The following is a 25,421-nucleotide window of genomic DNA, read 5'->3' as shown; positions in this document are numbered from 1 at the left end:
CGCAGTCACGCGCCTCCTCCCTTCGCCGGCATGACCCGGATCAGGTGCATACGGTCGGAGGCCGGACAGCCTCCCTCTCAGCCCGGTGCGCCGGGCTCCCGCGGGTGCCTTACCGCCGGCCAGCCTAGTACGGGCCGGCCGGGGCGGCGGAGGCGGCTCCGGGGCCGTCCGGCCCTTGCGCCCTCGTAGGCTGGACGCCGTGACTGAGCAGCGCGTCGTGATCGTGGGGGCCGGACTGGCGGGCGCGGGGACCGCCGCCCGCTTGAGGGAGCAGGGGTTCGACGGCAAGATCGCGCTCGTCGGCGCGGAGCCGCACCGGCCCTACGACCGGCCGCCGCTCTCCAAGGACCTGCTGCTGGGCAAGGCCGAATCCGCCGACCTGGACTTCGACTTCGCGGCCCTCGGCGTCGACCTGCTGCTGGGCCGCGCCGCCACCGGCGTGCTGACCGGCGAGCGGGTCCTGAACACCGACGCCGGGCCGCTGCCCTACGACCACCTGGTGCTGGCCACCGGCGCCGAGCCCGTCACCCTGCCCGGCACCGGCGCGCTGCCCGGCGTCCACGTGCTGCGCACGCTGGCCGACGCCCGCCGCTTGAAGCCGGTGCTGGACGCGCGCGGCAGCGTCGTCGCGGTCGGCGCCGGCTGGATCGGCGCCGAGGTGGCCACCGCCGCCCGGCTGGCCGGCTGCCGGGTCACCGTCGTCGAGGCCGCCCACCAGCCGCTGGCCGGGGTGCTGCCCGCCGAGGTCGGGGCCCCGATGCGGCGCTGGTACGCGGACGCGGGCGCCGAGTTGCGCACCGGGCATCCGGTGACGGCCGTCCGCGACGGCGAGGTGGAGCTGGCGGACGGCACGGTGCTGGGCGCCGACGCCGTGCTGGTCGGCATCGGCTCGCGGCCGGCCACCGGCTGGCTGCGGGACTCCGGCATCCCGCTGGAGCCGGACGGCTCGGTCCGCGCCGACGCGGGCCTGCGCACCGGCGTGCCCGGCGTGTACGCGGTCGGGGACTGCGCGTCGTTCCCCTCGGCCCGGTACGGCAGGCGGCTGCTCGTGCACCACTGGGACAACGCGCTGACCGGGCCGAGCACCGTCGCCGCCGGGATCCTGGGCGGCACGGCGGCGCACGACCCGGTGCCGTACTTCTGGTCCGAGCAGTTCGGGCGTTATGTGCAGTACGCCGGGTATCACGAGCCGGCGGACGCGCTCGTCCGGCGCGGCGACCCGGCCGGGGGCGACGCCGCCTGGAGCGTGTGCTGGCTCCGCGAGGGCGTGCTGCGGGCGCTGCTCACGGTGGACCGGCCGCGCGATCTGGCCCAGGGCCGCCGGCTGATCGAACGGGCCACCCCCCTCGACCCGGAGCGCGTCGCCGACCCGTCCGTACCACTGAAGGCCGCCGCCCGCTGACGGCTGTCGGTGGGAGATGGCACGCTGGAGACGTGACCGAGATTGATGCGAACACCGACGCTCTCGTCCCCGCCTGGCTCACCCTCCCTGATGTCGCCGAAGAGCTCGGCGTGGAGGTGACCCGCGTCCGCCAGTTGGTCAAGGAGGGCCAGCTCATCGCCGTGCGGAGGGGAGAGGGTCGCGTCCTCCAGGTGCCCGCCGCGTTCGTCGGCGACGGAAAGATCGTCCGGGGCCTCGCCGGGACCCTGACCCTGCTCCGGGACGACGGCTTCACCGACGAGGAGATGCTGGAGTGGCTGTTCACGCCCGACGACAGCCTCCCGGGCACGCCCGCACAGGCCCTGCGGGAGAATCGGGGCACGGAGGTGAAGCGCCGCGCCCAGGCGCTCGCCGTGTGATCTGAACGCAGAACGCAAGGGGTACGCATGCGGCTCGCCGACGCCCGGCTCTATCTGTGCACCGACGCGAGGAGGCGGGAGGGCGATCTGCCGGCGTTCCTCGACGCCGTGCTGGCCGGCGGCGTCGACATCGTGCAGTTGCGCGACAAGGAGTTGGAGGCGGCCGAGGAGCTCCGGTACCTGGAGGTCCTCGCGGACGCGTGCCGCAGGCACGGCAAGCTCCTCGCCGTCAACGACCGCGCCGATGTCGCCCACGCCGCCCGGCCGGACGTGCTGCACCTCGGGCAGGGCGACCTGCCCGTCGCCGCCGCCCGGGCCATCCTGGGCGACGGCGTGCTCATCGGGCGGTCCACCCACGCCGAGGCGGAGGTGGACGCGGCCCTGGCCGACCCGAGTGTGGACTACTTCTGCACCGGCCCCTGCTGGCCCACCCCCACCAAGCCCGGCCGGCCCGCGCCCGGCCTGCCCCTGGTCCGGTACGCCGCGTCGGTGGCCGGGGAGCGCCCCTGGTTCGCCATCGGCGGAATCGACGAGGGGAACCTGGACCAGGTGCTGGCCGCCGGCGCCCGCCGTGTCGTCGTCGTCCGGGCCCTGACCCGCGCCGATGACCCGGGAGCCGCCGCGGCGGCCCTGGCCCGCCGGCTGCGGGCGTCCGGAGACCGGACAACGGGGTGATCTGTTTGTATGGCCTGGGTAACCTTCGGTCATGGCCCTTGGGATTGCCAGCACGATGACCGGGCGGGCGCGGACAGTTCGCGACCTGCTCGCCGCCGGTGAGCGCTCGTTCTCGTTCGAGTTCAGCCCGCCGAAGACCGAGCAGGGTGAACGCACCATGTGGAGCGCCATCCGCCGCGTCGAGGCGGTCGCGCCCACGTTCGTCTCGGTGACGTACGGTGCGGGCGGCTCCTCGCGGGAGCGCACCGTGCGCGCCACCGAGCGGATCGCCACCGAGACCACCCTGACCCCCGTCGCCCACCTCACCGCGGTGAACCACTCGGTCGCCGAGCTGCGGAACATCGTGGGGCAGTACGCCGGCGCCGGCATCCGGAACATGCTGGCCCTGCGCGGCGACCCGCCGGGCGATCCGATGGGGGAGTGGACCCGGCACCCGGAGGGTGTCAGTTACGCGGCCGAACTGGTCAGTCTCATCAAGGAGTCGGGCGACTTCTGCGTGGGCGTGGCCGCGTTCCCCGAGATGCACCCACGGTCCACGGACTGGGACACCGACATCCGCCACTTCGTCAACAAGTGCCGCGCCGGAGCGGACTTCGCGATCACGCAGATGTTCTTCTACCCGGAGGACTATCTCCGGCTGCGCGACCGCGTGGCGGCGGCCGGCTGCGAGACGCCGATCATTCCGGAGATCATGCCGATCACGAACGTGCGGCAGATCGAGCGGTTCACGCAGCTCAGCAACGCGGCGTTCCCGCCCGAGCTGGAAAGCCGCATCCTCGCGGTCAAAGACGACCCGATGGCTGTACGCTCGGTCGGGATCGAATTCGCCACGGAGCTGTGCGCGAGGCTGATGGATGAGGACATCCCCGGGCTGCACTTCATCACGCTGAACACATCGGCACACTCCACGGCGACGCTGGACGTCTACAAGAATCTCGGTCTGCATCAGCGGACTTGAGAATCCCTGCGGAGAGGGGCGTACATGGGCTGGGCGGTCCTCTACATCGCGTTCGGCGTCGTGGCCCTATGGCTGCTCGGTGAGGTCCTGCTCCAGTACAAGGCACGGTTGCGCTGGCGACTCGTCGCCTTCTGCGGCTTCCTGTGCGTCGTCGTCGGCGTGCTGCTGCCCTCCGTGTTCGTCATCGCGCTGGGCACGGCCGCGTTCGCCACGGGGCAGACGTTCGTCACGCTGTCCTTCCGCCGCGGCTTCTCCACCGGCTGGGCGCTCGGCGGCAAGCCGGGCACCAGCAAGCGGCGCCGCGAGGTCGGTTCGGGCGGCGCGGTGCAGCCCATGCCGCCGCTGCCGGAGGAGGCGCCCCAGGCCGAGGGCCCCGGCACCGAGGAGTTCGCCGGCTACCAGGACGGCGCGGGGTACGGCGAGGAGATATACGCGGAGGCGCCGCCGCAGCCCGTCGCCGCCCCCGACTACCCGGAGCAGTACGGGCAGGACGAGCAGTACGCACAGGGCGAGCAGCCGTACCAGCAGGAGACGTACCAGGACCCGTACGCCGCCGCGCCGGAGCCGGGCGAGGGCTACCCCGGCTACCCGGCGGAGGCGTACCCCGCCGAGACGCCCGCCTGGGGCACTCCCGGGACCGACTGGGGCACTCACGCCTTGCCGGCCGAGCCCCAGCCCGACCACCAGACGTACGCGGCCGACTACGCGGGCGGGCACGGCGGTTACGCCGACGAGCAGGCCACCGCGGCCTGGGGGACCGCCGGTTCGGCCGACGCGTACTACCAGGAGACGCCGCCCGGCGGGCTCTGGGTCCCGCAGCAGCGCGAGTCCCCCGTGCCCGACCCCGGCTACGGCCCGCCCGGCCCGGACGAGTTCGCCCAGCCGGCCCCGCAGTACGACGCCTACGACTCCTCGGGCCAGGGCTACTACTTCACGGACGACCAGCGTTATTGAGGGCCGGTGCCGTCACGCGACCCAGCGCGGTCCCCGGGCGGCGGACGAGCGCGGGAGGCCGTCGGCGAGCGCGGCGGCCATGCGCTGCACGGCCTCGCGCAGGGCGTCTGGCGGCAGCGTGTAGGGAACGCGCAGGCGCTGTTCGAAGACGCCCGGGTCGGTGGCGAAACGCGCCCCGGCCTCGATCCGCACCCCGTAGTCCAGCGCCCGCTCGGCCGGCGCCGAGGCGATGGGCTCGCCCAGGTCGGCCCAGAGCGACAGGCCGCCGGGCGGTGACCGCCAGGTCCACGACGGGAAGTGCTCGGCCAGGGCGGCGCCCAGCGCGGCGCGCTGCTCGCGCAGCCGGTCGAGGCGCCCCGGCGCCACCTCCCCGCCCTCCGCCAGCAGGTCGAGCGCCAGCAACTGGTCCACCACCGAGCCGCCCATGTCGGTGGCGACGCGCTGGGCGGCGAGTTCGGTCACGAGCCGCGCGGGGGCGCGCAGCCAGCCCATGCGCAGGCCGCCCCAGTGGGTCTTGCTCATCGAGCCGAGAGTGACGACCTGGCCGGGCGCGGCGTGCGAGGCGAACGGCGGCGGGGCGGGGACGTCGAGGGCGAGATCGGCCAGGGTTTCGTCGACGACCAGCCAGGTGCCGGAGCGCTGCGCGGCGCACAGGATACGAACGCGGTCCGGCACGGGCATGAGGCAGCCGGTCGGGTTGTGGAAGTCGGGGATCAGATAGGCCAGTTGGGGCACCGACTGGCGCAGGGTGGCCTCGATGATCCCGATGTCCCAGCCGGTGTCGGTCACCGGGACCGACACGGTGCGCAGCCGGGCGCGGCGCATGGCCTCCAGGGCGTTCGGATAGGTCGGGTTCTCGACCATGACCCGGTCGCCGGGCCCGGCCAGGAGTCCGAGGACCAGCGTGAGCGCGTGCTGGGCGCCGGAGGTCACCAGGATCTGCTCGGGAACGGTGGCCAGGCCGCGCCGGGTGAAACGCTCGGCGATCGCGGCCCGCAGGTCCGGCAGGCCAAAGGGGTGGTAGCCGGGGGTGCGCGCGTCGCTGGGCGTCAACCCGTGGAGCGTCCTGTACGAGGGGCTGGCGCTGCGCACGTCCCTGAGCTTCGGCGTGATCAGCGCGGTCGTCGGCGTGTCGGTGCTGCTGCTGTGGATCCCGCTGCGGCAGCGGCCGACGTTCGGCACCGCCGCGAACATCGTGGTCCTCGCCTTCGCGTCGGACCTCGGCCTGGCGCTGATCCCCCAGAACCTCGGCCTCCCGGCCCGGCTTGGCCTGCTGGCCGGGGGCGTGCTCCTCAACGGGCTGTCCGTCGCCGTCTATGTCGGCGCGCGCCACGGCCCCGGTCCCCGGGACGGGCTGATGACCGGCGCGGCGGCCAGAACCGGGCGTTCCCTCCGGTTCGTCCGCACGGTGATCGAGCTGACCGTGCTCGCCGGGGGCTGGCTCCTGGGCGGCGGGGTGGGGGCCGGCACGGTGCTGTACGCGTTGGCACTCGGCCCGGTCACCCAGTTCTTCCTGCCCCGGTTTGCCTACCGGAGCGCCGCCGAACGCGCCGCCGGGCCGAGAGCTAGTAGGAGCCGCGCCAGTCGGGCCCCTCGTTGATCAGGCCCGCGGCGAGCGTGCCCGACATGCCGGCGTGGGCCAGGCCGCCGCCGGGGTGGGCCAGGGCGCCTACCCGGTAGGCGCCGGGCAGCCGGCCGGTGTTGGCCGCCGCCAGGAACGCGCCGCCCAGGCCCGCCAGCGCCGGGCCCGGGATCACGCCGCCGGGCACGCCCGTGGCTCCTTCGATGTCCAGGGGCGTCCGCGCCTCGCGCCACAACACCCGTTCACCGAGGCCCAGTCCGGCCGCGTCGGCGGCGGCCAGCAGCCGGTCGGCGCCGTCCGCCGCGGCGTCCGGCGCCGCCCAGTCCACCGTGCCCTGCCCCTGCGCCGGCACAAGCGCCGACAGCACCGCCGTCTCATGCGCGCCGTCCGGGCACAGCGCGGGATCGCCCGGGCGCAGCACGGACACCGTCAGCCCGTCGGCGTGCACCAGGGTGCGGTGCGGGGTGCCGTCCGGGCGCGCCCCGCGCAGCGCCAGCAGGAGCGAGAAACGGCTGGATCCGGACGGTGGTTGGCCCATTCCGGCGGCGCCCCACACGACCGTGTCGGCCAGATACCGGGTGCCATCGGCCAGCTCCACGCCCGCCGCGCGGCCGTCGCGCGCCAGCACGCGCGCCGCGCTCGCGCCGAAGACGAACTCCACGCCCCGGTCCAGGCAGCGCTTGTACACGGCGTCGGCCAGCGCCCGCATGCCGCCCGCCGGGTACCAGGTGCCGAAGGTCTGCTCGGCGTAGGCCAGGATCGCGGCGCTCGCCGGCGCGCGCACCGGATCCAGGCCGTAGTCCTGGACGACCCCCGTCAGCAGCGCGGCCAGCCGGGGATCCCGCAGCTCCTCGGCGGCCAGCTCCGCCAGCGTGGCCGGGGCCCGCCGGCGCAGCAGCCCCTGACGGCGCGCGGGGAACGGCTCCAACGCGGCCAGTTCACCGCGCTGTTCGGGACCGGTCAGCGGCTCCTCCAGCAGCGGGCGGCGGGTGGCCTCCCAGACCTGGCGCGCCCGCCCGAGGAGCGCCGCCCAGCGGTCGCCCGCGCCGGCGCCCAGCGCGGTGTCGAGCGCCTGCCGGGCGCCGCCGAGCGCGGCGGGCAGCAGCACGGCGGTGCCGTCGGCGAAGCGGTGCTCGACGGCCGGGTCGACCCGGGTCAGGTCCACGGCCTCGGCCAGCTCCCGGCGGCCGGTCTTGATGTACAGGTCCCGCCAGACGGCGGGGAAGTGCAGCAGCCCGGGGCCGGTGTCGAAGACGAAGCCGTCGCGTTCCCAGCGGCCCACGGCGCCGCCGTACGTGTCGCCGCGCTCCACCACCGTCACCCGGTGGCGCGCCCTGGCCAGCCGGGCGGCGGCCCCCATGGCGCCCATTCCGGCGCCGACCACCACGATCCGAGCCATGGGCCAGCACCTTACCCGGCGCGCCCGGCGGGCCGTTCCTGAGTACCGGCTGAGTACCTATCTGAGTACAAGCGCGCATGGGGAGCGGCCCCGCCAGCCGGAAGGCTGGGGACCGGCCGGGCGCCCGGCCCGTTCCGCCGACACGGGGTGGCGGAGCGGGCGGCCCCGGCTGATCAGGGTCTGTCTGGAGTTCCCGGTCGGATCAGCCCGCGGCGTCAGACGCGGTGCTCCCCCAGGCCCTTGGGGGCCTGGGAGGTGCCCCCAGCAAGGCGGAGTATCGCAACTCGTACTTGGCCGTACTCGCGCGATGCGACTGGGGGCACCTCCCGGACGAAGTCTGGGGGAGCAGCGAGGTGCCGTGACTGGCGTCGCGGGCCCGGGCGGGGACTCCAGACAGGCCCTAGGGGGAGTCTCGCCGGGGGCGGGCCGTGGTCGACGGACCGCGGACCTCAGTCCCCGGCGAGCCGGCCGCGCAGCAGGTCCGACAGCGCCGCGTGCATCTCCTCCGACGGCCGGCCTGCGTGGAACGTCTGCCAGTCCAGCGCCCCGATCATGACCATCCCGACGAGGGCGCCCGCGGTGAGCTGGATGTCCAGTGAATCGCTGAACTCGCCCGATTTCACGCCCTCCTGGAGGATGTCCTCCACCACCCCCGTGACCTGGCGGCGCAGATCGACCAGCGTCGGGTGCCAGGCGCGGCTGGTGCGCCACTGCTCGGCCACCAGGAGCCGCGTGAAGTCGGCGTGGGCGGTGATGAAGGCCAGGCCGGCGCCGGCCATGGCGTCCAGCGCGTCCAGCGAGCCGCCGCCCCGCTCGAACGCCCCCCGCGCGGCCCGCCGCAGCGACACGGTCAGCGGCGCCACGCCGTCGCGCAGCATCGCCTCGAAGAAGTCCGTCTTGCTGCCGAAGTTGTAGTAGACCGTCCCTTTCGCCACGCCCGCCCGTTCGGCGATCTGTTCCACGGTGGTGGAGGAGTAGCCCTGTTCCGCGATGAGAGTGACCGCGGCCGCGTAGAGCCGGCGGCGGGTCGCGCTGCGACGGGTGCTCGCGCTTGTCATGGGGCGATTCTCTACCTCCCCCGGAAGGCCGTGCGCCAGGGATTGTCAGTGCCATGGGTCACCATGTGCACAGATGCGCATACGGCGCAGAACGATCGCAGAGCTGGACCGCTGAATGACGTGAATGACGACTGACTGGAGGCTCGTCATGACCGGAATCCCGACCGATGTGCACCCGGTGCCCCGCCGGGCGCCCGCGCCCCCGGCCGCCCTCGATCTGCTGGCCCAGGCCGAGCGCGGCCTCGACGAGGCGGCGGCGCTCGCCGACCCGGGCGAATCCTATGTCGCCGCGCATCTCGCGGCACTGCGCGCGGCGGCGGCCGTGCTGGCCGTCCGGGGACGGCCGGAGACCTCGGCCCGCGCCCGGCGGCGGATCCGCAGCGTGTGGGAGGTGCTGCCCGAGATAGCGCCCGAGCTGGCGGAGTGGAGCGTGCTGTTCGCCGCCAGCGCCGACCGGCGCGCCCGGATAGAGGCCGGTATCCGAGGGGTGGCCGGCCGCGGGGACGCGGACGACCTGCGCCGCGCCGCGGGCTTCTTCCTGCGGCTGGTGGAGGAGATGCTGCTGCGCCAGCCGGTGTTGCGGGCGGACCGCGATCTGGGCGGGCCAGGCGCGAAGTAGGGTGGTGGCGCCCCTTATCACCGCACCGAGGAGCGCGCGCCATGCCGTCAGAGTCGAGGGTCCGTCCCCCGGGAGGGCCGTTGCCCGGACCGCATGCCGCGCTGCGCGCCGGAGTGGTGTGGAGCGTGCTGCGCGAGGCGCTGCGGCGGCGTGCCGAGGCCGCCGGGCGCCAGTCGCTGGACGTGCTCGACACCGGTGGCGGCAGCGGGAGTTTCGCCGTTCCCGTGGCCGGTCTCGGCCACCGCGTCACGGTCGTGGACCCGAGCCCGGACGCCCTCTTCGCGCTGGAGCGCCGCGCGGCCGAGGAGGCGGTCGGGGACCGGGTGACGGGCGTGCAGGGCGACACCTCCGACCTGCTGGAGGTGGCCGGCCGCGACCGGTACGACCTGGTGCTGTGCCACGGCGTGCTGGAGCACGTGGACGATCCGGCCGCCGCCCTGGCGGCCGTGACCGGCGCGCTGCGCCGCGCCGGCGGCACGCTGAGCCTGCTCGCCGCGGGCGCGGGCGGCGCCGTGCTGTCCCGCGCGCTGGCGGGACGTTTCACCGAGGCCAGACGGGTACTCGGGGATCCCGCGGGGCGCTGGGGCGCGGCCGACCCCGTGCCGCACCGGTTCACCGTGGCCGGGCTGCGCGACTTGGTGGCCGGCGCCGGACTGGTCCCCGGCGAGGTGCACGGCATCCGGATCTTCGCCGATCTGGTGCCGGGATCGCTGGTGGACACGGAGCCGGACGCCCTCCAGGCGCTGACCCGGCTGGAAGCGGAAGCCGCCGGTCAGCCCGCGTTCCAGGCGATCGCGGGCCAGTTGCACCTGCTGGCTGAGCTCCCAGGCGACCTGTAGTCCCGTTCCTCGTATCATCGGGAAGAGCCCCCCGCATGAACCGCGGTCGGCGCGGGAAGGTCTTTTCCATCCCGCGGGCCCGGGAAGGCGGGTGTGGTGGGCGAAATTGGCGTACAGGGGTGGGTTTCACAGGGAGACATCCCTGCCTATCCTTGAAGAGTCGGATCGGGTCGCCACCGCGACCGACGAGTAGGAGGACTCCGTGCCGCTCTCGGACCACGAGCAGCGCATGCTCGAACAAATGGAGCGAGCGCTGTACGCCGAAGACCCCAAATTCGCGACAGCGCTCGAGGGTAACGAGCTGCGCACGTACACGCGCAAGCGGGTCTATCAGGCCATTGCCGGATTCCTGGTCGGTATCGGCCTCCTCATGGGAGGCATGGTCGCGCAGTTCATCGCGCTCAGTGTGGTGGGATTCCTGGTCATGCTCGGGTGCGCCGTCGTCGCCGTGACGGGCTGGCGCAAGTCGCCGCCGCCCGGCGAGGGACAGGCCCGGGCGGGCGGCGGCCGCCCGGCGCGCGGCCAGCGCCAGCGGCAGCGGCAGCGCCGCTCGATGATGACGCGGATCGAGGAGCGCTGGCAGCGGCGCCGCGACGAGCGCGACGACTGAGCGGCCGCCCGACAGCAGCGGACGTCGAAGGGGCCGCCCGGGGATCTCCCCGGGCGGCCCCTTCGCTTGCCTTCCGCTTGCCTCGCGATGCTCCGCGCTCCGCGCCCGCCGGTCAGGCCCGGCGCCAGGGGCGGCGGGCCAGCGCCCTGGCCACGCCGGCCCGCGCCCGCGCCCGGGCGGCCAGCCGCCGCTCGGAGAGCCCGTGCATCACCCGGATGGCGGAACGCGGCAGCAGCAGCGCCCGCAGCCGCTCCCAGCGCCCGGCACCCGCCCGCAGCCCGGCGGCGGCGGCGCGCACGTCGTGCACGAGCCGGCGGTCGGGCGGCGTCCCGTGCGGCGCGTACAGCTCCGTCTCCACCGCCGTGGCCACCCGGAGCACCGCCGCGGCCGGCTCCTCGGGCAGCTCCGCGACCCGCACCACGCGGTGCGCGAGCTGCCGCGGCGTCTCCCAGGGCTGGGGCGCGATCCCGTGGTCCCAGGCGGTGTCGTTCAGTTCCCGCCAGGCGGCCAGCGGCCCGGCGTCCGGCGCCAGCCGCCGCGCCCGGACCCGCGTTCGCCACAGCATCGGCGCGGCCAGCGCGAGCACCGCCAGCAGCCCGCCACCGGTCCAGATCAGCGGCCAGACCGGCAGCCCCGCCTCGTCGTCGTCGCTCTCCGGCGTCCGCGGCTGGTTCCCGCAGGTGCCGTCCGCCGCCGGGTCGCAGCGGTCGGGCGCGGACGAGCTCGCCGACGGCTCCGGCCGGGACGGGCTGGCCTCCTCGGACGGCTCGCCGGGCCGGTCCTGGTCCGGCTGCGCGGGCGTCTCCTCGTGCGAGTACTCCGGCACGCTGCCCTGGCCCGGGGTCGGCTCGAACCGGACCCAGCCCACGCCCTCGAAGTACAACTCCGGCCAGGCGTGCGCGTTGTGGGTGCCCACCTCGTAGGAGCCGCTCGCCTGCCGGGAGCCCGGCGTGAAACCGACGGCGACCTGGGCGGGGATGTCCAGCGTGCGGGCCATCGTTGCCATGGTGAAGGCGAAGTGGACGCAGAATCCTTCCTTCTGGTTCAGGAAGTTGACGATGGCGTCGATGCCGCTGCCCGACGTCACGGCCGTCTCGTAACGGAAGCCGCCCTCCTGCGTGAACCAGTCCTGGAGCGCCACCGCCCGCTCGTAGTCGTTGGTGGCGTCCGCGGTGACCTCGAGCGCCGTCGAGAGGACCTGGGACGGCAGGTTGCCCGGGACGCGCGTGTAGTACTCCTGGAGCTCCGCCGGCGGATCCGGCGCCCCGGCGAGCTGATCGGTGGTCGGCGCCACCAGCAGGTGCTCGACCTCGTAGGTGCGCCCCCGGGAGGTCAGCTCCGGATCGTCCGACACCAGCGTCCCCGAGCCCCGGTCGAACAGCCAGTCGTCCCCGGTCGTCTCGATCGACCGCGCGGGATACGGGACCGGCAGCGAGGACTGGGCGTAGTTGTCCTCCGCGGTGATCGTCGTGGTCACCGTGGTCGTCGGCACCCCCGCGGTCAGCCCGGGAACGGGCCAGGGCGCCTCGGGCACCCGGTCCTCGTACCAGCCCGACGAACGCCACTCCTCGCCCGTGAACTCGTCCAGCGCGACCAGCCGGAGATACATCTCCGAGGGCGCCGGGCTGTTCGTTTCATAGGTGAGGACCGTCTCGTTCGCCGGCCGGGTGAGCTGGTCCTGGAGCGCGACCACCGGGTTCACCGCGTTGATCCGCCCCGGCCCGCCCCGCCCCGAGCCGCCGTTCTCCTCCAGGTCGAGCAGCCCCTCGCCCAGCGACGGCAGCAGCGCGGGCGCCAGCACCGCGACGCCCAGCGTCACCGCCCCGATCCGGCGGCCCGCCCGCGCCCGGGGCCCGCCCGCCAACGCCCCGTCGTTCGCCGTGAGTTGCCTTCCGCGCCCGGGCCCGGCCAGGAAACGGCCCCACTTCCCGACCCGGTCCCGGCCCTCCGCCAGCAGCAGCACCAGATAACCGGCCGCCGCGCACAGGAAGTACGGCCAGCCGGAGTCCTCCTGCGCGACCCCCGCCGCCACCGAGTACAGCGCCAGCAGCGGCAGCCCGGCCGACGCGGCGCTGCGCAGCGGAACGGCGAGCATGTCGACCAGCAGCCCGATGATCAGCACCCCGCCGAACACCATCAGCCGGATGCCGTCGGTCGCCGGGGCCGGCGCCACATAGTGGCTGATGTCCTCGGCGCCGGTCGTCAGCAGCCGCCCGAACTGGTCGAACGCCGCCGGTCCCGGCAGCAGTCCGCCCGTCGCGTACTCCGGCACGCACACCAGCGTGAGCAGCAGCAGCGAGACCACCGCCTGTGCCGCGGCCGTGATCGCGCCCGCCACCCCGCGCCAGCGCAGCAGCATGCCGACGCCGGTCTGCGCGGCGAGCAGGATCGCCGCCTGGACCAGCCAGTCCGATCCGTCGATCAGCGGCAGCAGCGCGCCGGCCGCGGCCAGCGTGGCCAGCCACGCGGCGCAGGCGATCCGTATCCTGCCGTCCATCCCGCCGTTCATCCGCCCGTCCACCTCATCCGGCCGTCCACCTCATCCGGCCGTTCAGTACGGCCCTCTGCCCGAACCCGCGAGCTCCAGCGCGGCCTGCTGCCACAGCCGCGCCAGCGGCACGCCGGGGTAGTGCGCCAGCGCGGTCCACCCCGCCTGCTGGAGGCGGTGCAGCCGGTCGGCCTCGAAGGCCGGGTCGAGCTGCCCGGCCGCCACGAAGGCCACCGCCCCGGTGGCCCGCTGCCGCATCGGGCCGAGCTCCGCGAGCTGCGCCGAGCCCACGGTGCCCAGGAACGCGATCAGCAGCCCGCTGTCCACGCCGCGCAGCGCCGCCCGGGCCTTCTCCATGCCGTTGTCCGGGGAGTGGTCGATCACCGCGAGCGCGTCCATGATCAGCCCGGTGACCTCCCCGGCGTCGCGCGCCTCGGTGTCCGGCCCGGGCAGCAGCGTCCCGGTGTCGGTCACCAGCCGCACGTCGTACCCCTGCGTCATCATGTGCGCGACCGCGGACGCCGCGCCGGACACCGCCCGTTCGAACGGGGACTCCGGGCCCGCGCCCATGAATCCGCCGCGCCGGGTGTCCAGCAGCACGGTGCAGCGGGCCCGCAGCGGCTGCTCCTCGCGGCGCACCATCAGGGAGCCGCGGTGCGCGGTGGAACGCCAGTGGACGCGGCGCAGATCGTCGCCGTGCCGGTAGTCGCGCGGAATGATGTCGTCGTCGCCCGCGACCGCGATCGTGCGCCGCGTGCCCTCGCCGTGCCCGGTGCTGTCACCGCCCAGCCGGACCGGCGGCAGCGCGTCGATCCGGGGCAGCACGGTCATCAGGTCGTAGGCGTTGAACGACCTGCTGAGCTCCACCATGCCGAACGGGTCGGCCAGCCGGAGCTGGAGCGGGCCCAGCGGATACCGGCCGCGCGCGTCGGACCGGACCCGGTAGGTGACCTCCCGCCGGCCGCCCGGCTCGATGCGGTCCAGCACGAACCGCGGCCGGGGGCCCAGCACATAGGGCACCCGGTCCTGGAGCAGCAGCAGCCCGCTGGGGATCCGCGCGACGTTCTCCACGCGCAGATGCACCCGTGCCTCGCTGCCCGCCGCGACCCGCGCCGGCGTCAGCCGCCGGGCCGCCGCCACCCGGCTGCGCGTGCGGTGCAGCACCAGCACGCACAGCACCGGCAGCGCGGCCAGCAGAACGCCCACCCGCAGCAGGTCGGGCTGGCCCAGCGCGTAGGCGCACACGGCGGCGGCGCCGCCCGCGGCCAGGAACGACCGGCCGCGGGTGGTCAGCCCGCCGAACGCGGCCCGCAGCGGACCCCGGTCGTCCTCGCCACCCGTGACGGGATGCGACCCCGCCATCTACATGCTCCGCATACGCTGCGCCGCGTACGGGTCGGGCACCGACGTGCGGCGCAGGATGTCGACGACGAACTGCTCGGTGGTGTGCCGGTTGAGCTGCGCCTGCGCGCTGGGCAGCAGCCGGTGGGCGAGCACCGGCACGGCCAGTTGCTGGATGTCGTCGGGCAGCGCGAAGCCGCGCCCGGCCAGCGCCGCCGCCGCCTTCGCCGCCCGCACCAGATGCAGCGTGGCGCGCGGCGAGGCGCCCAGCCGCAGCTCCGGATGCGCCCGCGTCGCCGCGACGAGCTCCACGGCGTAACGCCGCACGGCGTCCGACACGTGGACCTCGCGCACGGCCTCGATGAGCTTCAGGATGTCGTGCGCGTGAGCCGCGGGCTGCAACGAGTCCAGCGGCGAGAACCCGCCGTGCGACTCCAGCATCCGCAGCTCCGCCTCGGGGTTGGGATAGCCGACCGAGACCCGCGCCATAAAACGGTCCCGCTGCGCCTCGGGCAGCGGGTAGGTGCCCTCCATCTCCACCGGGTTCTGAGTGGCGATCACCATGAACGGGGACGGCAGCTCGTAGGTGCGGCCGTCCGCCGTCACCTGGCGCTCCTCCATGGACTCCAGCAGCGCGGACTGCGTCTTGGGCGAGGCGCGGTTGATCTCGTCGCCGATGACGATCTGCGCGAACACCGCGCCCGGCTTGAACTCGAACTCCTTGCGCTGCTGGTCGTAGACGCTGACACCGGTGATGTCCGACGGCAGCAGATCCGGCGTGAACTGGATCCGCTGCACCGAACAGTCGATCGACTTCGCCAGCGCCTTGGCCAGCATCGTCTTGCCCACTCCGGGAACGTCCTCGAGCAGCAGATGACCGCCGGCGAGCAGCACGGTCAGCGAGAGCCGCACGACCTCCGGCTTGCCCTCGATCACGCTCTCCACGGCGCGGCGTACCTGCTCCGCCGTGGCGCTCAGATCGGTGAGCTTGGTGTGCTCCTCATAGGTCGTCACCGGCCCTCCTCGGCCCCTCTTCCCATGCCCGGCCCGATGCGCGGCCGGGCTGCACCGATTACCCGGACACCGAATCCGACCCGGACGGTTGCCCCCTGCGAGCATTCTTCACACAGGGGGCCGCACGTCACGGGGCCGGGGTGTCCTCGGGGTCGACCTCGGTGAGCAGACCGGTCGTCACATCGAACACAAAGCCGCGTACGTCTTCAGTGTGCGGGAGAAAAGGCGAGGTGCGCACACGGGCCATGGACTGGCGGACGTCCTGGTCCAGGTCCTTGAACGATTCGATGGCCCAGTTCGGCTTCTGGCCGACCTCGAGCTCCAGTTCATGACGGAAGTCCTCGGTCATCCCGAGGAGCCCGCAGCCGGTGTGGTGGATGAGCACGACGGCGTTGGTGCCCAATTTCCGCTGACTGATGGTCAGGGAACGTATGACGTCGTCGGTGACAACGCCCCCGGCGTTTCGTATGGTGTGGCAGTCGCCGAGCGCGAGGCCGAGCGCGGCGTGCAGGTCGAGGCGTGCGTCCATACAGGCGACAATGGCCACCTTGCGAACAGGGCGGGCATCCATACCGGGATCGGTGAATCCGGCCGCATATCGCTTATTGGCGGCGACTAGCTGGTCTGTGACCGTATCCGTCATATCTGTGACGGTAGTACGAACGCCCTGCGCCCGTCTCGCTGGGATGAGTGATGCGGGTCACAGGCGGGGGCGCTTGGGGGCGTTAGCCCGAAACGCGGCGCCCGGAGAACCTCAGTGATTGACCGCGGAAACAGGTGGGCTAGTGTGACGCGCACTGGGAGGCGTGCACCAGGCCGCCGTCTTTCGCCCGTCACCTGTCTCACCTCCCCCCGGAAGGCACATGACGACCAGCAACGACCGGCCGCCGGAAGCCCGGCACCGACCCGTGATGCTCCAGCGCTGCCTGGACCTCCTGGGCCCGGCGCTGCACGGCTCGGGCGCGGTGGCCGTCGACTGCACGCTGGGCCTGGGCGGGCACAGCGAGGCGCTGCTGACGGCGTTTCCTTCGGTGCGGTTGATCGCGCTGGACCGCGACCCGCAGGCGCTGAAGCTCGCCGGCGAGCGGCTGACCCGCTTCGGTGACCGGGCCACGCTGGTCCACGCCGTCTACGACGAACTCCCCGCCGTGCTCGACCGTCTCGGGGTGTCCCGGGTCGCCGGCGTCCTGTTCGACCTCGGCGTCTCCTCCATGCAGCTCGACGAGGCCGACCGCGGCTTCGCCTATGCCCAGGACGCCCCGCTCGACATGCGGATGGACCAGTCCACCGGGCCCAGCGCCGCCGACGTCCTCAACACCTACCCGCCCGGCGAGCTGGTCCGGGTGCTGCGCACCTACGGCGAGGAACGTTTCGCCCGCCGCATCGTGGACGCCGTCGTCACCGAACGCGCCCGCCGCCCCCTCACCTCCAGCGCCCGGCTGGTCGAGCTCATCCGCGACGCTCTGCCCCAGGCCGCCAAGCGCACCGGCGGGAACCCGGCCAAGCGCACGTTCCAGGCGCTGCGCATCGAGGTCAACGGCGAACTGGCCGTGCTCGAACGCGCCCTGCCCGCCGCGGTGGCCGCGCTCGCCGTCGGCGGCCGGATCGTGGTGCTCTCCTACCACTCGCTGGAGGACCGGCTCACCAAACGGGTGCTGGCCGAGGGCGCCGGCAGCACCGCGCCGCCCGGCCTGCCCGTCATCCCCGAGCAGTACCAGCCCCGGCTCCGGCTGCTCACCCGCGGCGCCGAGCAGGCCACGCCCGAGGAGATCGCCGAGAACCGGCGCGCCGCCCCCGTCCGGCTGCGCGCCGCCGAACGCGTGCGGGAGGACGTCCGGTGATCCGACGAGTCCGCCGTTCCCGAGGGCCGTTCACCCAGGTGCGGCTGGCGCGGCTGGCCGCGCTGGTGCCCGCCCGCTCGTCCACCGCCGCCCGCACCCCGTTCGTGCTGCTGCTGGTGGTGCTGCTGGGCGCCGGCATGCTCGGCCTGCTCTTCCTCAACGCCTCGCTGAATCAGGGCTCGTTCGAGCTGAGTGAACTGCGCTCCGAGACGCGCGAGTTGACCGACGAACAGCAGGAGCTCCAGGCCGAGGTGGACGCCTACGCGGCCCCCGACGCGCTGGCCGAGCGCGCCCGCGAGCTGGGGCTGGTCCCGGGCGGCCCGCCCGCGTTCATCTCCCCGGACGGCTCCGTCCTCGGCGACACCGAGCCGGCCCCCGAGCCCACCCAGGAGACCCGGGAGCCGGAGGGCGGCGACGACGCCGAGGCGCCCCGCGATCCCATCGCGCCCCAACTGGGCGAGGGCTCGTCCGGCCCGCCGCGCGCCGGGGACACGCCCCCCGCGCCCTCCGGCACGCCCACCGAACCGTCCGGCACCGCGCACGAGCCGGAACGCGGCGACCAGCACGGTCAGCACGGGCAGAGCGAACGCGGTGGCACCGGCCCCGCGACCCCGCCCGCCACCCCGCTGCGCCCGCCGCCCGCCACCGGCCCCGCCCGGCCGGTCCCCGCCCCGCCGTCCGTCCCGGGGGAGGCCTCGTGAGCGACAACCGGCCCCCCCGCGCCCGCCAGCCGGAGGGCGCCCCGCTGCGCCTGGGCAACCCCCGCCCGCGGCTGCGCCTGATCGGCTTCGGCCTCACCCTGGTGATGGTCGCGTTCTCCGTCCGGCTGCTCCAGGTGCAGGCCGTCGGCGCCTCCTCCTACGCCGAACAGGCCGCCCTCAACCGGCTCGTCGAGGTCACGCTCCCCGCCGAGCGCGGCGACATCACCGACCGCAACGGCGCCGCCCTGGCCACCACCGTGGACGCCTACGACATCACCGCCGACCCGCTCCTGTTCACCGAGGAGCAGACCGGCATCCCCGACGCCCCCGAGCGGGCCGCCGCCCTGCTCGCCCCGCTCCTGGAGCGCGACGAGGACGAGCTGGTCGCCCTGCTCTCCGAGCCGGGCTCCCGCTACGAGGTGCTGGCCCGCCAGCGGACCCCGCAGGTCTGGCGGCAGATCCAGGACCTCCGCAGCAACCTCGGCGAGCAGGCCGCCAAGGGCACCGGCCACCAGGTGCTCGCCGGTGTGCTGGCCCAGGAGAACCCCAAGCGCGTCTACCCCAACGAGGAGCTGGCCGCCGCCATCCTCGGCTTCGTCAACAGCGAGGGCCAGGGCGGCGGCGGGCTGGAGGCCCAGCTCGACGCCCAGCTCTCCGGCGAGGACGGCTCCATCACCTACGCCCAGTCCGGTGGCCGGCGCGTGCCCACCGTCGGCGAGTCGGAGCAGCCCGCGGTGCCCGGCCTGGACACCGAGCTGACCCTCGACCGCGACATCCAGTGGGCCGCCCAGAACGCCATCTCCGCCCAGGTCGAGGAGTCCGGCGCGGACGACGGCACCGTGGTGGTCCAGGACACCGTCACCGGCGAGCTGCTCGCGCTGGCCAGCGCCCCCGGCTACAACCCCAACGACATGGCCTCCGCCGACGCGGCCGACCTGGGCAGCCCGGCCCTGGAGGACGCCTACGAGCTGGGCTCCACCAGCAAGGTCATCACCATGGCCGCCGTGCTGGAGGAGCAGGCCGCCACGCCCTCCACCCACGTGACCGTGCCGAACCGGCTGCCCCGGGCGGACCGCAGCTTCGCCGACCACGAGGAGCACGAGACGCTCTACCTCACCCTCGCCGGTGTCCTCGCCGCGTCCAGCAACATCGGCACCATCCTGGCCGCCGAGGAGCTGGGCGACACCCAGGAGGAGGCGAACGAGGTCCTCCACTCCTATCTGGAGGCCTTCGGCTTCGGAAAGCCGACCGGGCTCGGCTTCCCCGGCGAGACCCCCGGCATCCTGGCCGGCTCCGAGGACTGGAACGCCTCCCAGCAGTACACGATCCCCTTCGGCCAGGGCCTGTCGGTCAACGCGGTGCAGGCCGCCTCGGTCTACTCGACCATCGCCAACGGCGGCGAACGCGTCGCGCCCAGCCTGGTGCGCGGCACCATCGGGCCCGACGGCCAGTACGAGCCGGCCCCCGCGCCCGCGCGCGAACGCGTCGTGAGCGAGGACACCGCCGAGCAGTTGACCCAGATGCTGGAGACCGTCGTCGCCAGCCCCGAGGGCACCGGGGCCGCGGCCCGGATCCCCGGCTACCGCGTTGCGGGCAAGACCGGAACCGCCAACCGCGTGGACCCCGACACGGGCGTCTACGACGGCTACACCTCCTCGTTCGCGGGCTTCGCCCCCGCCGACAACCCGCGCGTCACCGTGTACTGCGTCGTGCAGAACCCCACCGAGGGCCCCTACACCGGCAGCGAGGTCTGCGGGCCCGTGTTCAACGAGGTCATGCAGTTCTCCCTGGCCGCGCTCCAGGTCCCGCCGACCGGCGAGGAGTTCGCCGGCCTCCCGGTCACCTTCGAGCCCGACGCCTGACGCCGACGCCCCACGCCAGACGATCCCGACGCCCGACGAAAGCGGAGCCACAGCACGTGAGAACCATCACCGACGGGTCAACCTCGTTTCGCTCCACCCCCGCCGCGACCGGTACGCTCACCGCCGTGCCCCACGCTGATCAGTCCCGTCCGGCGCCCCGCCCCCGGCACGTGCGGCCCGTGCCCCTCGCGGAGCTGGCCGGGCCACTGGGGGCCGCCGTCCCCGAGGGGGCCCGCCCGGTCACCGGGATCACCCACGACTCCCGCGCCGTCCGCCCCGGCGACATCTACGCCGCGCTGCCCGGCGCCCGCTTCCACGGCGCGGACTTCGCCACCCAGGCCGCCGGACTCGGCGCCGTCGCCGTGCTCACCGACCCGGCCGGCGCCGAGCGCGCCGCCGCCACCGGGCTGCCCGTTCTCACCGTCCCGGACCCGCGCGGCCGGATGGGCGCCGTCGCCGCCGCCGTCTACGGCGAGCCCGGCCGCGACCTGCTCCAGATCGGCGTCACAGGCACCGCCGGCAAGACCACCACGGCCTACCTCGTCGAGGGCGGCCTGCGCGCCGCGCGGAGCGCCGCGGAGACCGGCCTGATCGGCACGGTCGAGACCCGCATCGCCGGGGAGCGCATCAAGTCGGAGCGCACCACCCCCGAAGCCACCGAACTCCAGGCCCTGTTCGCCGTCATGCGGGAACGCGGCGTCCGCGCCGTCGCCATGGAGGTCTCCAGCCACGCGCTCGCCCTGGGCCGGGTCGACGGCTGCGTCTTCGACGTCGCCGTCTTCACCAACCTCAGCCCCGAGCACCTGGACTTCCACCCTGACATGGAGGACTACTACGGGACGAAGGCGCAGCTCTTCACCCCGGCCCGGTCCCGCGCCGGCGTGGTCAACATCGACGACGAGTACGGCCGCCGGCTGGCCGCCGAGGCCACCGTCCCGGTCACCACCTACTCCGCCGAGGGCCACCCCGACGCCGACTGGCGCGCCGTGGACGCCGAAATCGGCCCGCTGGGCTCCACGTTCACCGCCGAGGGCCCGGACGGCGTCCGGGTGCGCGCCGCGGCCCCGCTGCCCGGCACGTTCAACGTCGCCAACGCGCTGGCCGCCCTCGTCGCCCTCACCACCGCCGGCGTCGACCCGGCCACCGCCGCGGACGGCATCGCCGCCGTGCCCGGCGTGCCCGGCCGCCTGGAACGCGTCGACATCGGCCAGCCCTACCTCGCCATCGTGGACTACGCCCACAAGCCCGACGCCGTCGAGTCCGTCCTCTACGCGCTGCGCAAGGTCACCGAGGGCCGGCTGCACGCGGTGCTCGGCTGCGGCGGCGACCGCGACCCGCACAAGCGGCCCAGGATGGGCGCCGCCGTCGCCCGGCTGGCCGACACCGCCGTGCTCACCTCGGACAACCCCCGCTCCGAGGACCCGCTGGCCATCCTGGCCGCCATGCTCGGCGGCGCCGCCGAGGTCCCCGCCCACGAGCGCGGCACCGTGCTCGTGGAGGAGGACCGGGCCGCCGCCATCGCCGCCGCCGTGGCCCGCGCCGAGCCCGGCGACACCGTCCTGGTGGCCGGCAAGGGACACGAGCAGGGCCAGGACATCGCCGGAGTCATCCGGCCCTTCGACGACCGTGACGAGCTGCGCGCGGCCATCGAGCGCGGCCCGCACGCCCCCGGTGCGCCCCCCACCGCCCCACGCACCACTTCCCCCACCGCCCTACCCGATCAAGCCCCCGACGCCAGGCGAGGCCCGTTGCAGTGATCCCCCTATCCGTTGCTGAGCTCATCACTGTCGTGCGGGGAGAGCCGCACGACATACCGGAGTCGCCACCCCGCATCACCGGGCCCGTGGTCATCGACTCCAGGCTGGCGGAGCCCGGCTCCCTCTTCGCCGCGCTGCCCGGCGAACGCGTCGACGGGCACGACTTCGCCGCCGCGGCCGCCGCGGGCGGCGCCGCCGTCACCCTCGCCACGCGTCCCGTCGGCGTGCCCGCGGTCGTCGTCGAGGACGTGACCGCAGCGCTCGGCGCGCTCGCCCGGCACACCGTGCGCAAGCTCGGCGCCACCGTCGTCGCGCTCACCGGCTCGGCCGGCAAAACCAGCACCAAGGACCTCATCGCCCAGCTCCTGGAGCGCACCGCGCCCACCGTGTGGCCGGCCGGCTCGTTCAACAACGAGATCGGCCTGCCGCTCACCGCGCTGCGCGCCGAGGAGTCCACCCGCTATCTGGTGCTCGAAATGGGCGCACGCGGCATCGGCCACATCCGCTACCTCACCTCGCTGACGCCCCCGCGCATCGGCGTCGTGCTCAACGTCGGCACCGCGCACATCGGCGAGTTCGGCGGGCGGGAGGCCATCGCCACCGCCAAGGGCGAGCTGGTCGAGGCACTGCCGGCGGCCGACGACGGCGGCGTGGCCGTGCTCAACGCCGACGACCCGCTGGTGCGCGGCATGGCCGAACGCACCCGGGCCCGGGTGCTGTTCTTCGGCGAGTCCGAGGACGCCCCGATCCGCGGAGACCGGGTGCGTCTGACACCGGACGGCCGACCGGCGTTCCGGCTGAGTACCCCCACCGGGTGCGCTGACGTGACCATGCGGTTGTACGGTGAGCACCACGTGTCGAACGCGCTTGCCGCGGCGGCTGTTGCGCATGAGGTAGGCATGTCCGCGGAGGCGATCGCCGAAACACTCTCCACCGCGGGCGCGCTCTCGAAGTGGCGCATGGAAGTCACCGAGCGAGCGGACGGCGTGACCATCGTCAACGACGCCTACAACGCCAACCCCGACTCCATGCGGGCCGCGCTGCGCGCGCTCGCCGCCATGGGCAAAGCCACCAAGGCGAAGGGGGGCCGCACGTGGGCGGTGCTCGGCCAGATGGCCGAGCTCGGTGACGAGGCGTTCGCCGAGCACGACGCGGTCGGACGGCTGGCCGTCCGGCTCAACGTCAGCAGGCTCGTGTCCGTCGGCGGCCGGGAGGCCGCCTGGCTGGACATGGGCGCCAAGAACGAGGGTTCGTGGGGTGAGGAGTCGGTGCACGTGTCCGACGCTCGGGCAGCGGTGCGGCTGCTGCGCGGTGAGCTGCGACCGGGAGATGTCGTGCTCGTCAAGGCGTCCAGGTCGGTGGGCCTGGAGAAGATCGCCATCGAGCTGACGGGGGACGCCGGTGGCGTCGATGGCGAGGTCGCCCCCCGATGATGAGGGAAATCCTCTTCTCCGGTGCGATCGGACTCTTCCTGACCCTGATCGGCACCCCGTTGCTGATCAAGCTCCTGGCGCGCAAGGGTTACGGACAGTACATCCGGGACGACGGTCCCCGGGACCACCACAGCAAGCGCGGCACGCCCACCATGGGCGGCATCGCGTTCATCCTGGCCACGCTGGTGGCCTACGCGGCCACCAAGGTCCTCACCGGCCAGCAGCCGACCATCTCCGGACTGCTGGTGCTGTTCCTGATGGCCGGCATGGGCCTGGTCGGCTTCCTGGACGACTACATCAAGATCGTGCGGCGCCGCAGCCTGGGCCTGCGGGCGGGCGCCAAGATGCTCGGCCAGTTCCTGGTGGGCGTGACGTTCGCGATCCTCTCGCTGAACTTCGCCGACGCCCGCGAGCTCACCCCGGCCTCCACCCACCTGTCGTTCACCCAGGACTTCAGTTGGTCCATCGGCCCGGTGCTGTTCGTGCTGTGGGCGCTGTTCATGATCCTGGCGATGTCCAACGGCGTGAACCTCACCGACGGTCTGGACGGCCTGGCCACCGGCGCCTCGGTGATGGTCTTCGGCGCCTATGTCTTCATCGGCGTCTGGCAGTACGGCCAGACCTGTTCGGAGTTCGCCACCGCCAGCGCCTCCTGCTACGAGGTGCGCGACCCGCTGGACGGCGCGGTCGTCGCCGCGGCCCTGATGGGCGCCCTGTTCGGCTTCCTGTGGTGGAACACCTCGCCCGCCAAGATCTTCATGGGCGACACCGGCTCGCTCGCCCTGGGCGGCGCGCTGGCCGGCCTGGCGATCGTCTCCCGCACCGAGCTGCTGATGGCCGTCCTCGGCGGGCTGTTCGTCCTCATCACCATGTCGGTGGTCATCCAGGTCGGCTCGTTCCGGCTCACCGGCCGCCGCGTGTTCAAAATGGCGCCGCTCCAGCACCACTTCGAGCTGAAGGGCTGGAGCGAGGTCCTGGTCGTGGTGCGCTTCTGGATCATTCAGGGCATGTGCGTCATCGTCGGCATCGGCATCTTCTACGGCACCTGGGCGGCGGACTGGTGAACGAGTTCTCGGGGCGGCGCGTCACCGTCGCGGGCCTGGGCGTCAGCGGCGTCAGCACCGCGCGCGCCCTCGCCGGGCTCGGCGCCCTGGTGACCGTCGTGGACGGCGCCGACGGCGAACGGCAGCGGCGCACCGCAGGCGAACTGGCCGGCGACGGCGTCGAGGTGCGGCTCGGCGACGGCGCGACACTGCCGCCGGGCACCGAACTGGTCGTCACCTCGCCCGGCTGGCGGCCGGACAGCGCGCTGTTCGCCGCCGCCGGGGCGGCCGGCGTCGAGGTCATCGGGGACGTCGAGGTCGCCTGGCGGCTGCGCGGCCCCGGCGGCCCGCCCTGGCTCGCCGTCACCGGCACCAACGGCAAGACCACCACCGTGCGCATGCTCGCCGCCATCCTGTCGGCGGCGGGCCTGCGCACCGCCGCCGTCGGCAACATCGGCACCCCGATCATCGACACGGTGCTCGCCGAACCGCCGCACGACGTCCTGGCCGTCGAGCTGTCCAGCTACCAGCTCCACTGGGCGCCCTCGCTCCGGCCGTTCGCGGGGGCCGTGCTGAACCTGGCCCCCGACCACCTGGACTGGCACGGCTCGATGGAGTCCTACGCCGCCGCCAAGGGCCGCGTCTACGAGGGCAACACGGCCGCCTGCGTCTACAACGCGGCCGACCCGGCCACCGAGACGCTGGTCCGGAAGGCCGACGTGGTCGAGGGCTGCCGCGCCATCGGCTTCACCCTCGGCGCCCCCGCGCCGTCCCAACTCGGCGTCGTGGACGGCATCCTGGTCGACCGGGCCTTCGTCCCCGACCGGCAGCGGCAGGCGCAGGAGCTGGCCGAGGTCGGGGACATCGACCCGCCCGCCCCGCACAACGTCGCCAACGCCCTGGCCGCCGCCGCCCTGGCCCGCGCCTACGGCGTGGAGCCCCGGGCCGTCCGCGACGGCCTGCGGGCCTTCCGGCCCGACGCCCACCGCATCCAGCACGTCGCCGAGGTGGCGGGGGTGCATTACGTGGACGACTCCAAGGCCACCAACACCCACGCCGCCGAGGCGTCCCTGGCCGCCTACGAGCCGGTGGTGTGGATCGCCGGCGGGCTGGCCAAGGGCGCCACGTTCGACGACCTGGTGCGCGGCGCGGCCCCCCGGCTGCGCGGCGTGGTCCTCCTCGGCGCCGACCGCCGGCTCATCGCCGAGGCGCTGGCGCGACACGCCCCGGATGTGCCGGTCGTCGACCTCGCCCGGACGGACACTGGGGCGATGGCGGCCGCGGTCACCGAGGCGGCCCGGCTGGCGCATCCCGGAGACACCGTGCTGATGGCACCGGCGTGCGCCTCGATGGATATGTTCACCAACTACAACGAGCGCGGCGACGCCTTCGCCGCCGCCGTCCGCGACCTGGCCGGGGGCCGGGCCGGACACGAGCAGTAGCCCGC

23 protein-coding genes and 1 riboswitch are annotated in these 25,421 nt (G+C 74.1%); of the genes, 16 read left to right on the top strand and 7 right to left on the bottom strand.

The annotated features are described in order from the left end of the window. Positions 1 to 112, bottom strand: a riboswitch (TPP riboswitch). 78 nt (positions 113 to 190) lie between these two features. The 5 genes from RM590_RS28760 to RM590_RS28740 are packed head-to-tail and all read left to right on the top strand — an operon-like array spanning position 191 to position 4,387. Beyond that, positions 191 to 1,402 carry an NAD(P)/FAD-dependent oxidoreductase gene (locus tag RM590_RS28760; RefSeq protein WP_394813995.1) on the top strand — a complete coding sequence of 404 codons (1,212 nt, stop codon included), beginning with the start codon at positions 191 to 193 and terminating at the stop codon, positions 1,400 to 1,402. A 32-nt stretch (positions 1,403 to 1,434) separates the two neighbouring features. After that, positions 1,435 to 1,800, top strand: a complete 366-nt coding sequence (locus RM590_RS28755; RefSeq protein ID WP_311707662.1) for an Rv2175c family DNA-binding protein — start codon at positions 1,435 to 1,437, stop codon at positions 1,798 to 1,800. A 27-nt stretch (positions 1,801 to 1,827) separates the two neighbouring features. Then, a complete protein-coding gene (gene thiE, locus RM590_RS28750; RefSeq protein WP_311707661.1) occupies positions 1,828 to 2,475 on the top strand; it encodes a thiamine phosphate synthase in 648 nt (215 codons plus the stop codon). Positions 2,476 to 2,506: 31 nt separating this feature from the next. Beyond that, on the top strand, positions 2,507 to 3,433 hold the full coding sequence (gene metF / locus RM590_RS28745; protein ID WP_311707660.1) for a methylenetetrahydrofolate reductase [NAD(P)H]: 927 nt from the start codon (positions 2,507 to 2,509) through the stop codon (positions 3,431 to 3,433). A gap of 24 nt (positions 3,434 to 3,457) precedes the next feature. Beyond that, complete coding sequence (locus RM590_RS28740) at positions 3,458 to 4,387, top strand: hypothetical protein (protein WP_311707659.1); 930 nt, start codon at positions 3,458 to 3,460, stop codon at positions 4,385 to 4,387. Positions 4,388 to 4,399: 12 nt separating this feature from the next. Here RM590_RS28740 and RM590_RS28735 read toward each other — a convergent pair whose 3' ends face one another. Further along, the gene (locus RM590_RS28735; protein ID WP_311707658.1) at positions 4,400 to 5,440 is read right to left on the bottom strand and encodes an aminotransferase-like domain-containing protein; all 1,041 of its coding nucleotides are present in this window, start codon (positions 5,438 to 5,440) and stop codon (positions 4,400 to 4,402) included. Between RM590_RS28735 and yczE the strand changes: the two genes are divergently transcribed. Then, positions 5,418 to 5,987, top strand: a complete 570-nt coding sequence (gene yczE, locus RM590_RS28730; RefSeq protein ID WP_311707657.1) for a membrane protein YczE — start codon at positions 5,418 to 5,420, stop codon at positions 5,985 to 5,987. The two genes, RM590_RS28735 and yczE, sit on opposite strands and share 23 nt — an antisense overlap. On the opposite strand, the gene RM590_RS28725 is transcribed toward yczE, so the two are convergent. Next, positions 5,953 to 7,368 (bottom strand): phytoene desaturase family protein, encoded by a 1,416-nt coding sequence (locus tag RM590_RS28725; protein WP_311707656.1) that lies wholly within the window; start codon positions 7,366 to 7,368, stop codon positions 5,953 to 5,955. The genes yczE and RM590_RS28725 overlap by 35 nt on opposite strands. Before the next feature lie 449 nt (positions 7,369 to 7,817). Further along, entirely contained in the window at positions 7,818 to 8,426 is a 609-nt protein-coding gene (locus RM590_RS28720; RefSeq protein WP_311707655.1) for a TetR/AcrR family transcriptional regulator, read from the bottom strand. Positions 8,427 to 8,574: 148 nt separating this feature from the next. Between RM590_RS28720 and RM590_RS28715 the strand changes: the two genes are divergently transcribed. The 3 genes from RM590_RS28715 (at position 8,575) to RM590_RS28705 (ending at position 10,494) form a co-directional block, all read left to right on the top strand. Then, positions 8,575 to 9,045: an SAV_6107 family HEPN domain-containing protein gene (locus tag RM590_RS28715; protein ID WP_311707654.1), complete on the top strand. Its 471-nt coding sequence runs from the start codon at positions 8,575 to 8,577 to the stop codon at positions 9,043 to 9,045. 41 nt (positions 9,046 to 9,086) lie between these two features. Continuing rightward, positions 9,087 to 9,884 carry a class I SAM-dependent methyltransferase gene (locus tag RM590_RS28710; RefSeq protein WP_311707653.1) on the top strand — a complete coding sequence of 266 codons (798 nt, stop codon included), beginning with the start codon at positions 9,087 to 9,089 and terminating at the stop codon, positions 9,882 to 9,884. A 202-nt stretch (positions 9,885 to 10,086) separates the two neighbouring features. Continuing rightward, the gene (locus RM590_RS28705) at positions 10,087 to 10,494 is read left to right on the top strand and encodes a DUF3040 domain-containing protein (protein WP_311707652.1); all 408 of its coding nucleotides are present in this window, start codon (positions 10,087 to 10,089) and stop codon (positions 10,492 to 10,494) included. 112 nt (positions 10,495 to 10,606) lie between these two features. On the opposite strand, the gene RM590_RS28700 is transcribed toward RM590_RS28705, so the two are convergent. The 4 genes from RM590_RS28700 to RM590_RS28685 all read right to left on the bottom strand — a co-directional run bounded on the left by RM590_RS28700 (position 10,607) and on the right by RM590_RS28685 (position 15,980). Beyond that, a complete protein-coding gene (locus RM590_RS28700) occupies positions 10,607 to 12,991 on the bottom strand; it encodes a transglutaminaseTgpA domain-containing protein (RefSeq protein WP_311707651.1) in 2,385 nt (794 codons plus the stop codon). A 54-nt stretch (positions 12,992 to 13,045) separates the two neighbouring features. Beyond that, a complete protein-coding gene (locus RM590_RS28695; RefSeq protein ID WP_311707650.1) occupies positions 13,046 to 14,344 on the bottom strand; it encodes a DUF58 domain-containing protein in 1,299 nt (432 codons plus the stop codon). Further along, positions 14,345 to 15,337, bottom strand: coding sequence for an AAA family ATPase (locus tag RM590_RS28690; RefSeq protein WP_311707649.1), 993 nt, complete (start codon positions 15,335 to 15,337; stop codon positions 14,345 to 14,347). Between the two features lie 127 nt (positions 15,338 to 15,464). After that, entirely contained in the window at positions 15,465 to 15,980 is a 516-nt protein-coding gene (locus RM590_RS28685; protein ID WP_311707648.1) for a beta-class carbonic anhydrase, read from the bottom strand. Positions 15,981 to 16,200: 220 nt separating this feature from the next. Here RM590_RS28685 and rsmH point away from each other — a divergent pair, with 220 nt between their 5' ends. Genes rsmH through murD form a run of 7 tightly spaced genes read left to right on the top strand, consistent with a single transcriptional unit; the run spans position 16,201 to position 25,416 of the window. Then, complete coding sequence (gene rsmH, locus RM590_RS28680) at positions 16,201 to 17,178, top strand: 16S rRNA (cytosine(1402)-N(4))-methyltransferase RsmH (protein ID WP_311707647.1); 978 nt, start codon at positions 16,201 to 16,203, stop codon at positions 17,176 to 17,178. Then, positions 17,175 to 17,879, top strand: a complete 705-nt coding sequence (locus RM590_RS28675; RefSeq protein ID WP_311707646.1) for an FtsB family cell division protein — start codon at positions 17,175 to 17,177, stop codon at positions 17,877 to 17,879. The genes rsmH and RM590_RS28675 overlap by 4 nt, the downstream gene beginning before the upstream one ends. Further along, positions 17,876 to 19,741: a peptidoglycan D,D-transpeptidase FtsI family protein gene (locus tag RM590_RS28670; protein WP_311707645.1), complete on the top strand. Its 1,866-nt coding sequence runs from the start codon at positions 17,876 to 17,878 to the stop codon at positions 19,739 to 19,741. The genes RM590_RS28675 and RM590_RS28670 overlap by 4 nt, the downstream gene beginning before the upstream one ends. Positions 19,742 to 19,797: 56 nt before the next feature. Next, entirely contained in the window at positions 19,798 to 21,498 is a 1,701-nt protein-coding gene (locus tag RM590_RS28665) for a UDP-N-acetylmuramoyl-L-alanyl-D-glutamate--2,6-diaminopimelate ligase (protein WP_311707644.1), read from the top strand. Beyond that, positions 21,495 to 22,931 carry a UDP-N-acetylmuramoyl-tripeptide--D-alanyl-D-alanine ligase gene (locus RM590_RS28660; RefSeq protein ID WP_311707643.1) on the top strand — a complete coding sequence of 479 codons (1,437 nt, stop codon included), beginning with the start codon at positions 21,495 to 21,497 and terminating at the stop codon, positions 22,929 to 22,931. The genes RM590_RS28665 and RM590_RS28660 overlap by 4 nt, the downstream gene beginning before the upstream one ends. Next, positions 22,931 to 23,995: a phospho-N-acetylmuramoyl-pentapeptide-transferase gene (gene mraY / locus RM590_RS28655; RefSeq protein WP_311707694.1), complete on the top strand. Its 1,065-nt coding sequence runs from the start codon at positions 22,931 to 22,933 to the stop codon at positions 23,993 to 23,995. The genes RM590_RS28660 and mraY overlap by 1 nt, the downstream gene beginning before the upstream one ends. Further along, the gene (gene murD, locus RM590_RS28650; protein ID WP_311707642.1) at positions 23,992 to 25,416 is read left to right on the top strand and encodes a UDP-N-acetylmuramoyl-L-alanine--D-glutamate ligase; all 1,425 of its coding nucleotides are present in this window, start codon (positions 23,992 to 23,994) and stop codon (positions 25,414 to 25,416) included. The genes mraY and murD overlap by 4 nt, the downstream gene beginning before the upstream one ends. Positions 25,417 to 25,421: the final 5 nt, after the last annotated feature.

The organism is Streptomyces litchfieldiae (genome assembly GCF_031845365.1).
Classification (GTDB): Bacteria; Actinomycetota; Actinomycetes; order Streptomycetales; family Streptomycetaceae; genus Streptomyces; species Streptomyces litchfieldiae.
This window is presented reverse-complemented; position numbering and strand designations above follow the sequence as displayed.

What these genes read in the sequence shown, in the direction of transcription:
- thiE (WP_311707661.1), top strand. Translation starts at nt 1,828, where the DNA reads ATGCGGCTCGCCGACGCCCGGCTCTATCTGTGCACCGACGCGAGGAGG.
- metF (WP_311707660.1), top strand. Translation starts at nt 2,507, where the DNA reads ATGGCCCTTGGGATTGCCAGCACGATGACCGGGCGGGCGCGGACAGTT.
- RM590_RS28740 (WP_311707659.1), top strand. Translation starts at nt 3,458, where the DNA reads ATGGGCTGGGCGGTCCTCTACATCGCGTTCGGCGTCGTGGCCCTATGG.
- RM590_RS28725 (WP_311707656.1), bottom strand. Translation starts at nt 7,368, where the DNA reads ATGGCTCGGATCGTGGTGGTCGGCGCCGGAATGGGCGCCATGGGGGCC.
- RM590_RS28720 (WP_311707655.1), bottom strand. Translation starts at nt 8,426, where the DNA reads ATGACAAGCGCGAGCACCCGTCGCAGCGCGACCCGCCGCCGGCTCTAC.
- RM590_RS28715 (WP_311707654.1), top strand. Translation starts at nt 8,575, where the DNA reads ATGACCGGAATCCCGACCGATGTGCACCCGGTGCCCCGCCGGGCGCCC.
- RM590_RS28710 (WP_311707653.1), top strand. Translation starts at nt 9,087, where the DNA reads ATGCCGTCAGAGTCGAGGGTCCGTCCCCCGGGAGGGCCGTTGCCCGGA.
- RM590_RS28700 (WP_311707651.1), bottom strand. Translation starts at nt 12,991, where the DNA reads ATGGACGGCAGGATACGGATCGCCTGCGCCGCGTGGCTGGCCACGCTG.
- RM590_RS28695 (WP_311707650.1), bottom strand. Translation starts at nt 14,344, where the DNA reads ATGGCGGGGTCGCATCCCGTCACGGGTGGCGAGGACGACCGGGGTCCG.
- RM590_RS28685 (WP_311707648.1), bottom strand. Translation starts at nt 15,980, where the DNA reads ATGACGGATACGGTCACAGACCAGCTAGTCGCCGCCAATAAGCGATAT.
- rsmH (WP_311707647.1), top strand. Translation starts at nt 16,201, where the DNA reads ATGACGACCAGCAACGACCGGCCGCCGGAAGCCCGGCACCGACCCGTG.
- mraY (WP_311707694.1), top strand. Translation starts at nt 22,931, where the DNA reads ATGAGGGAAATCCTCTTCTCCGGTGCGATCGGACTCTTCCTGACCCTG.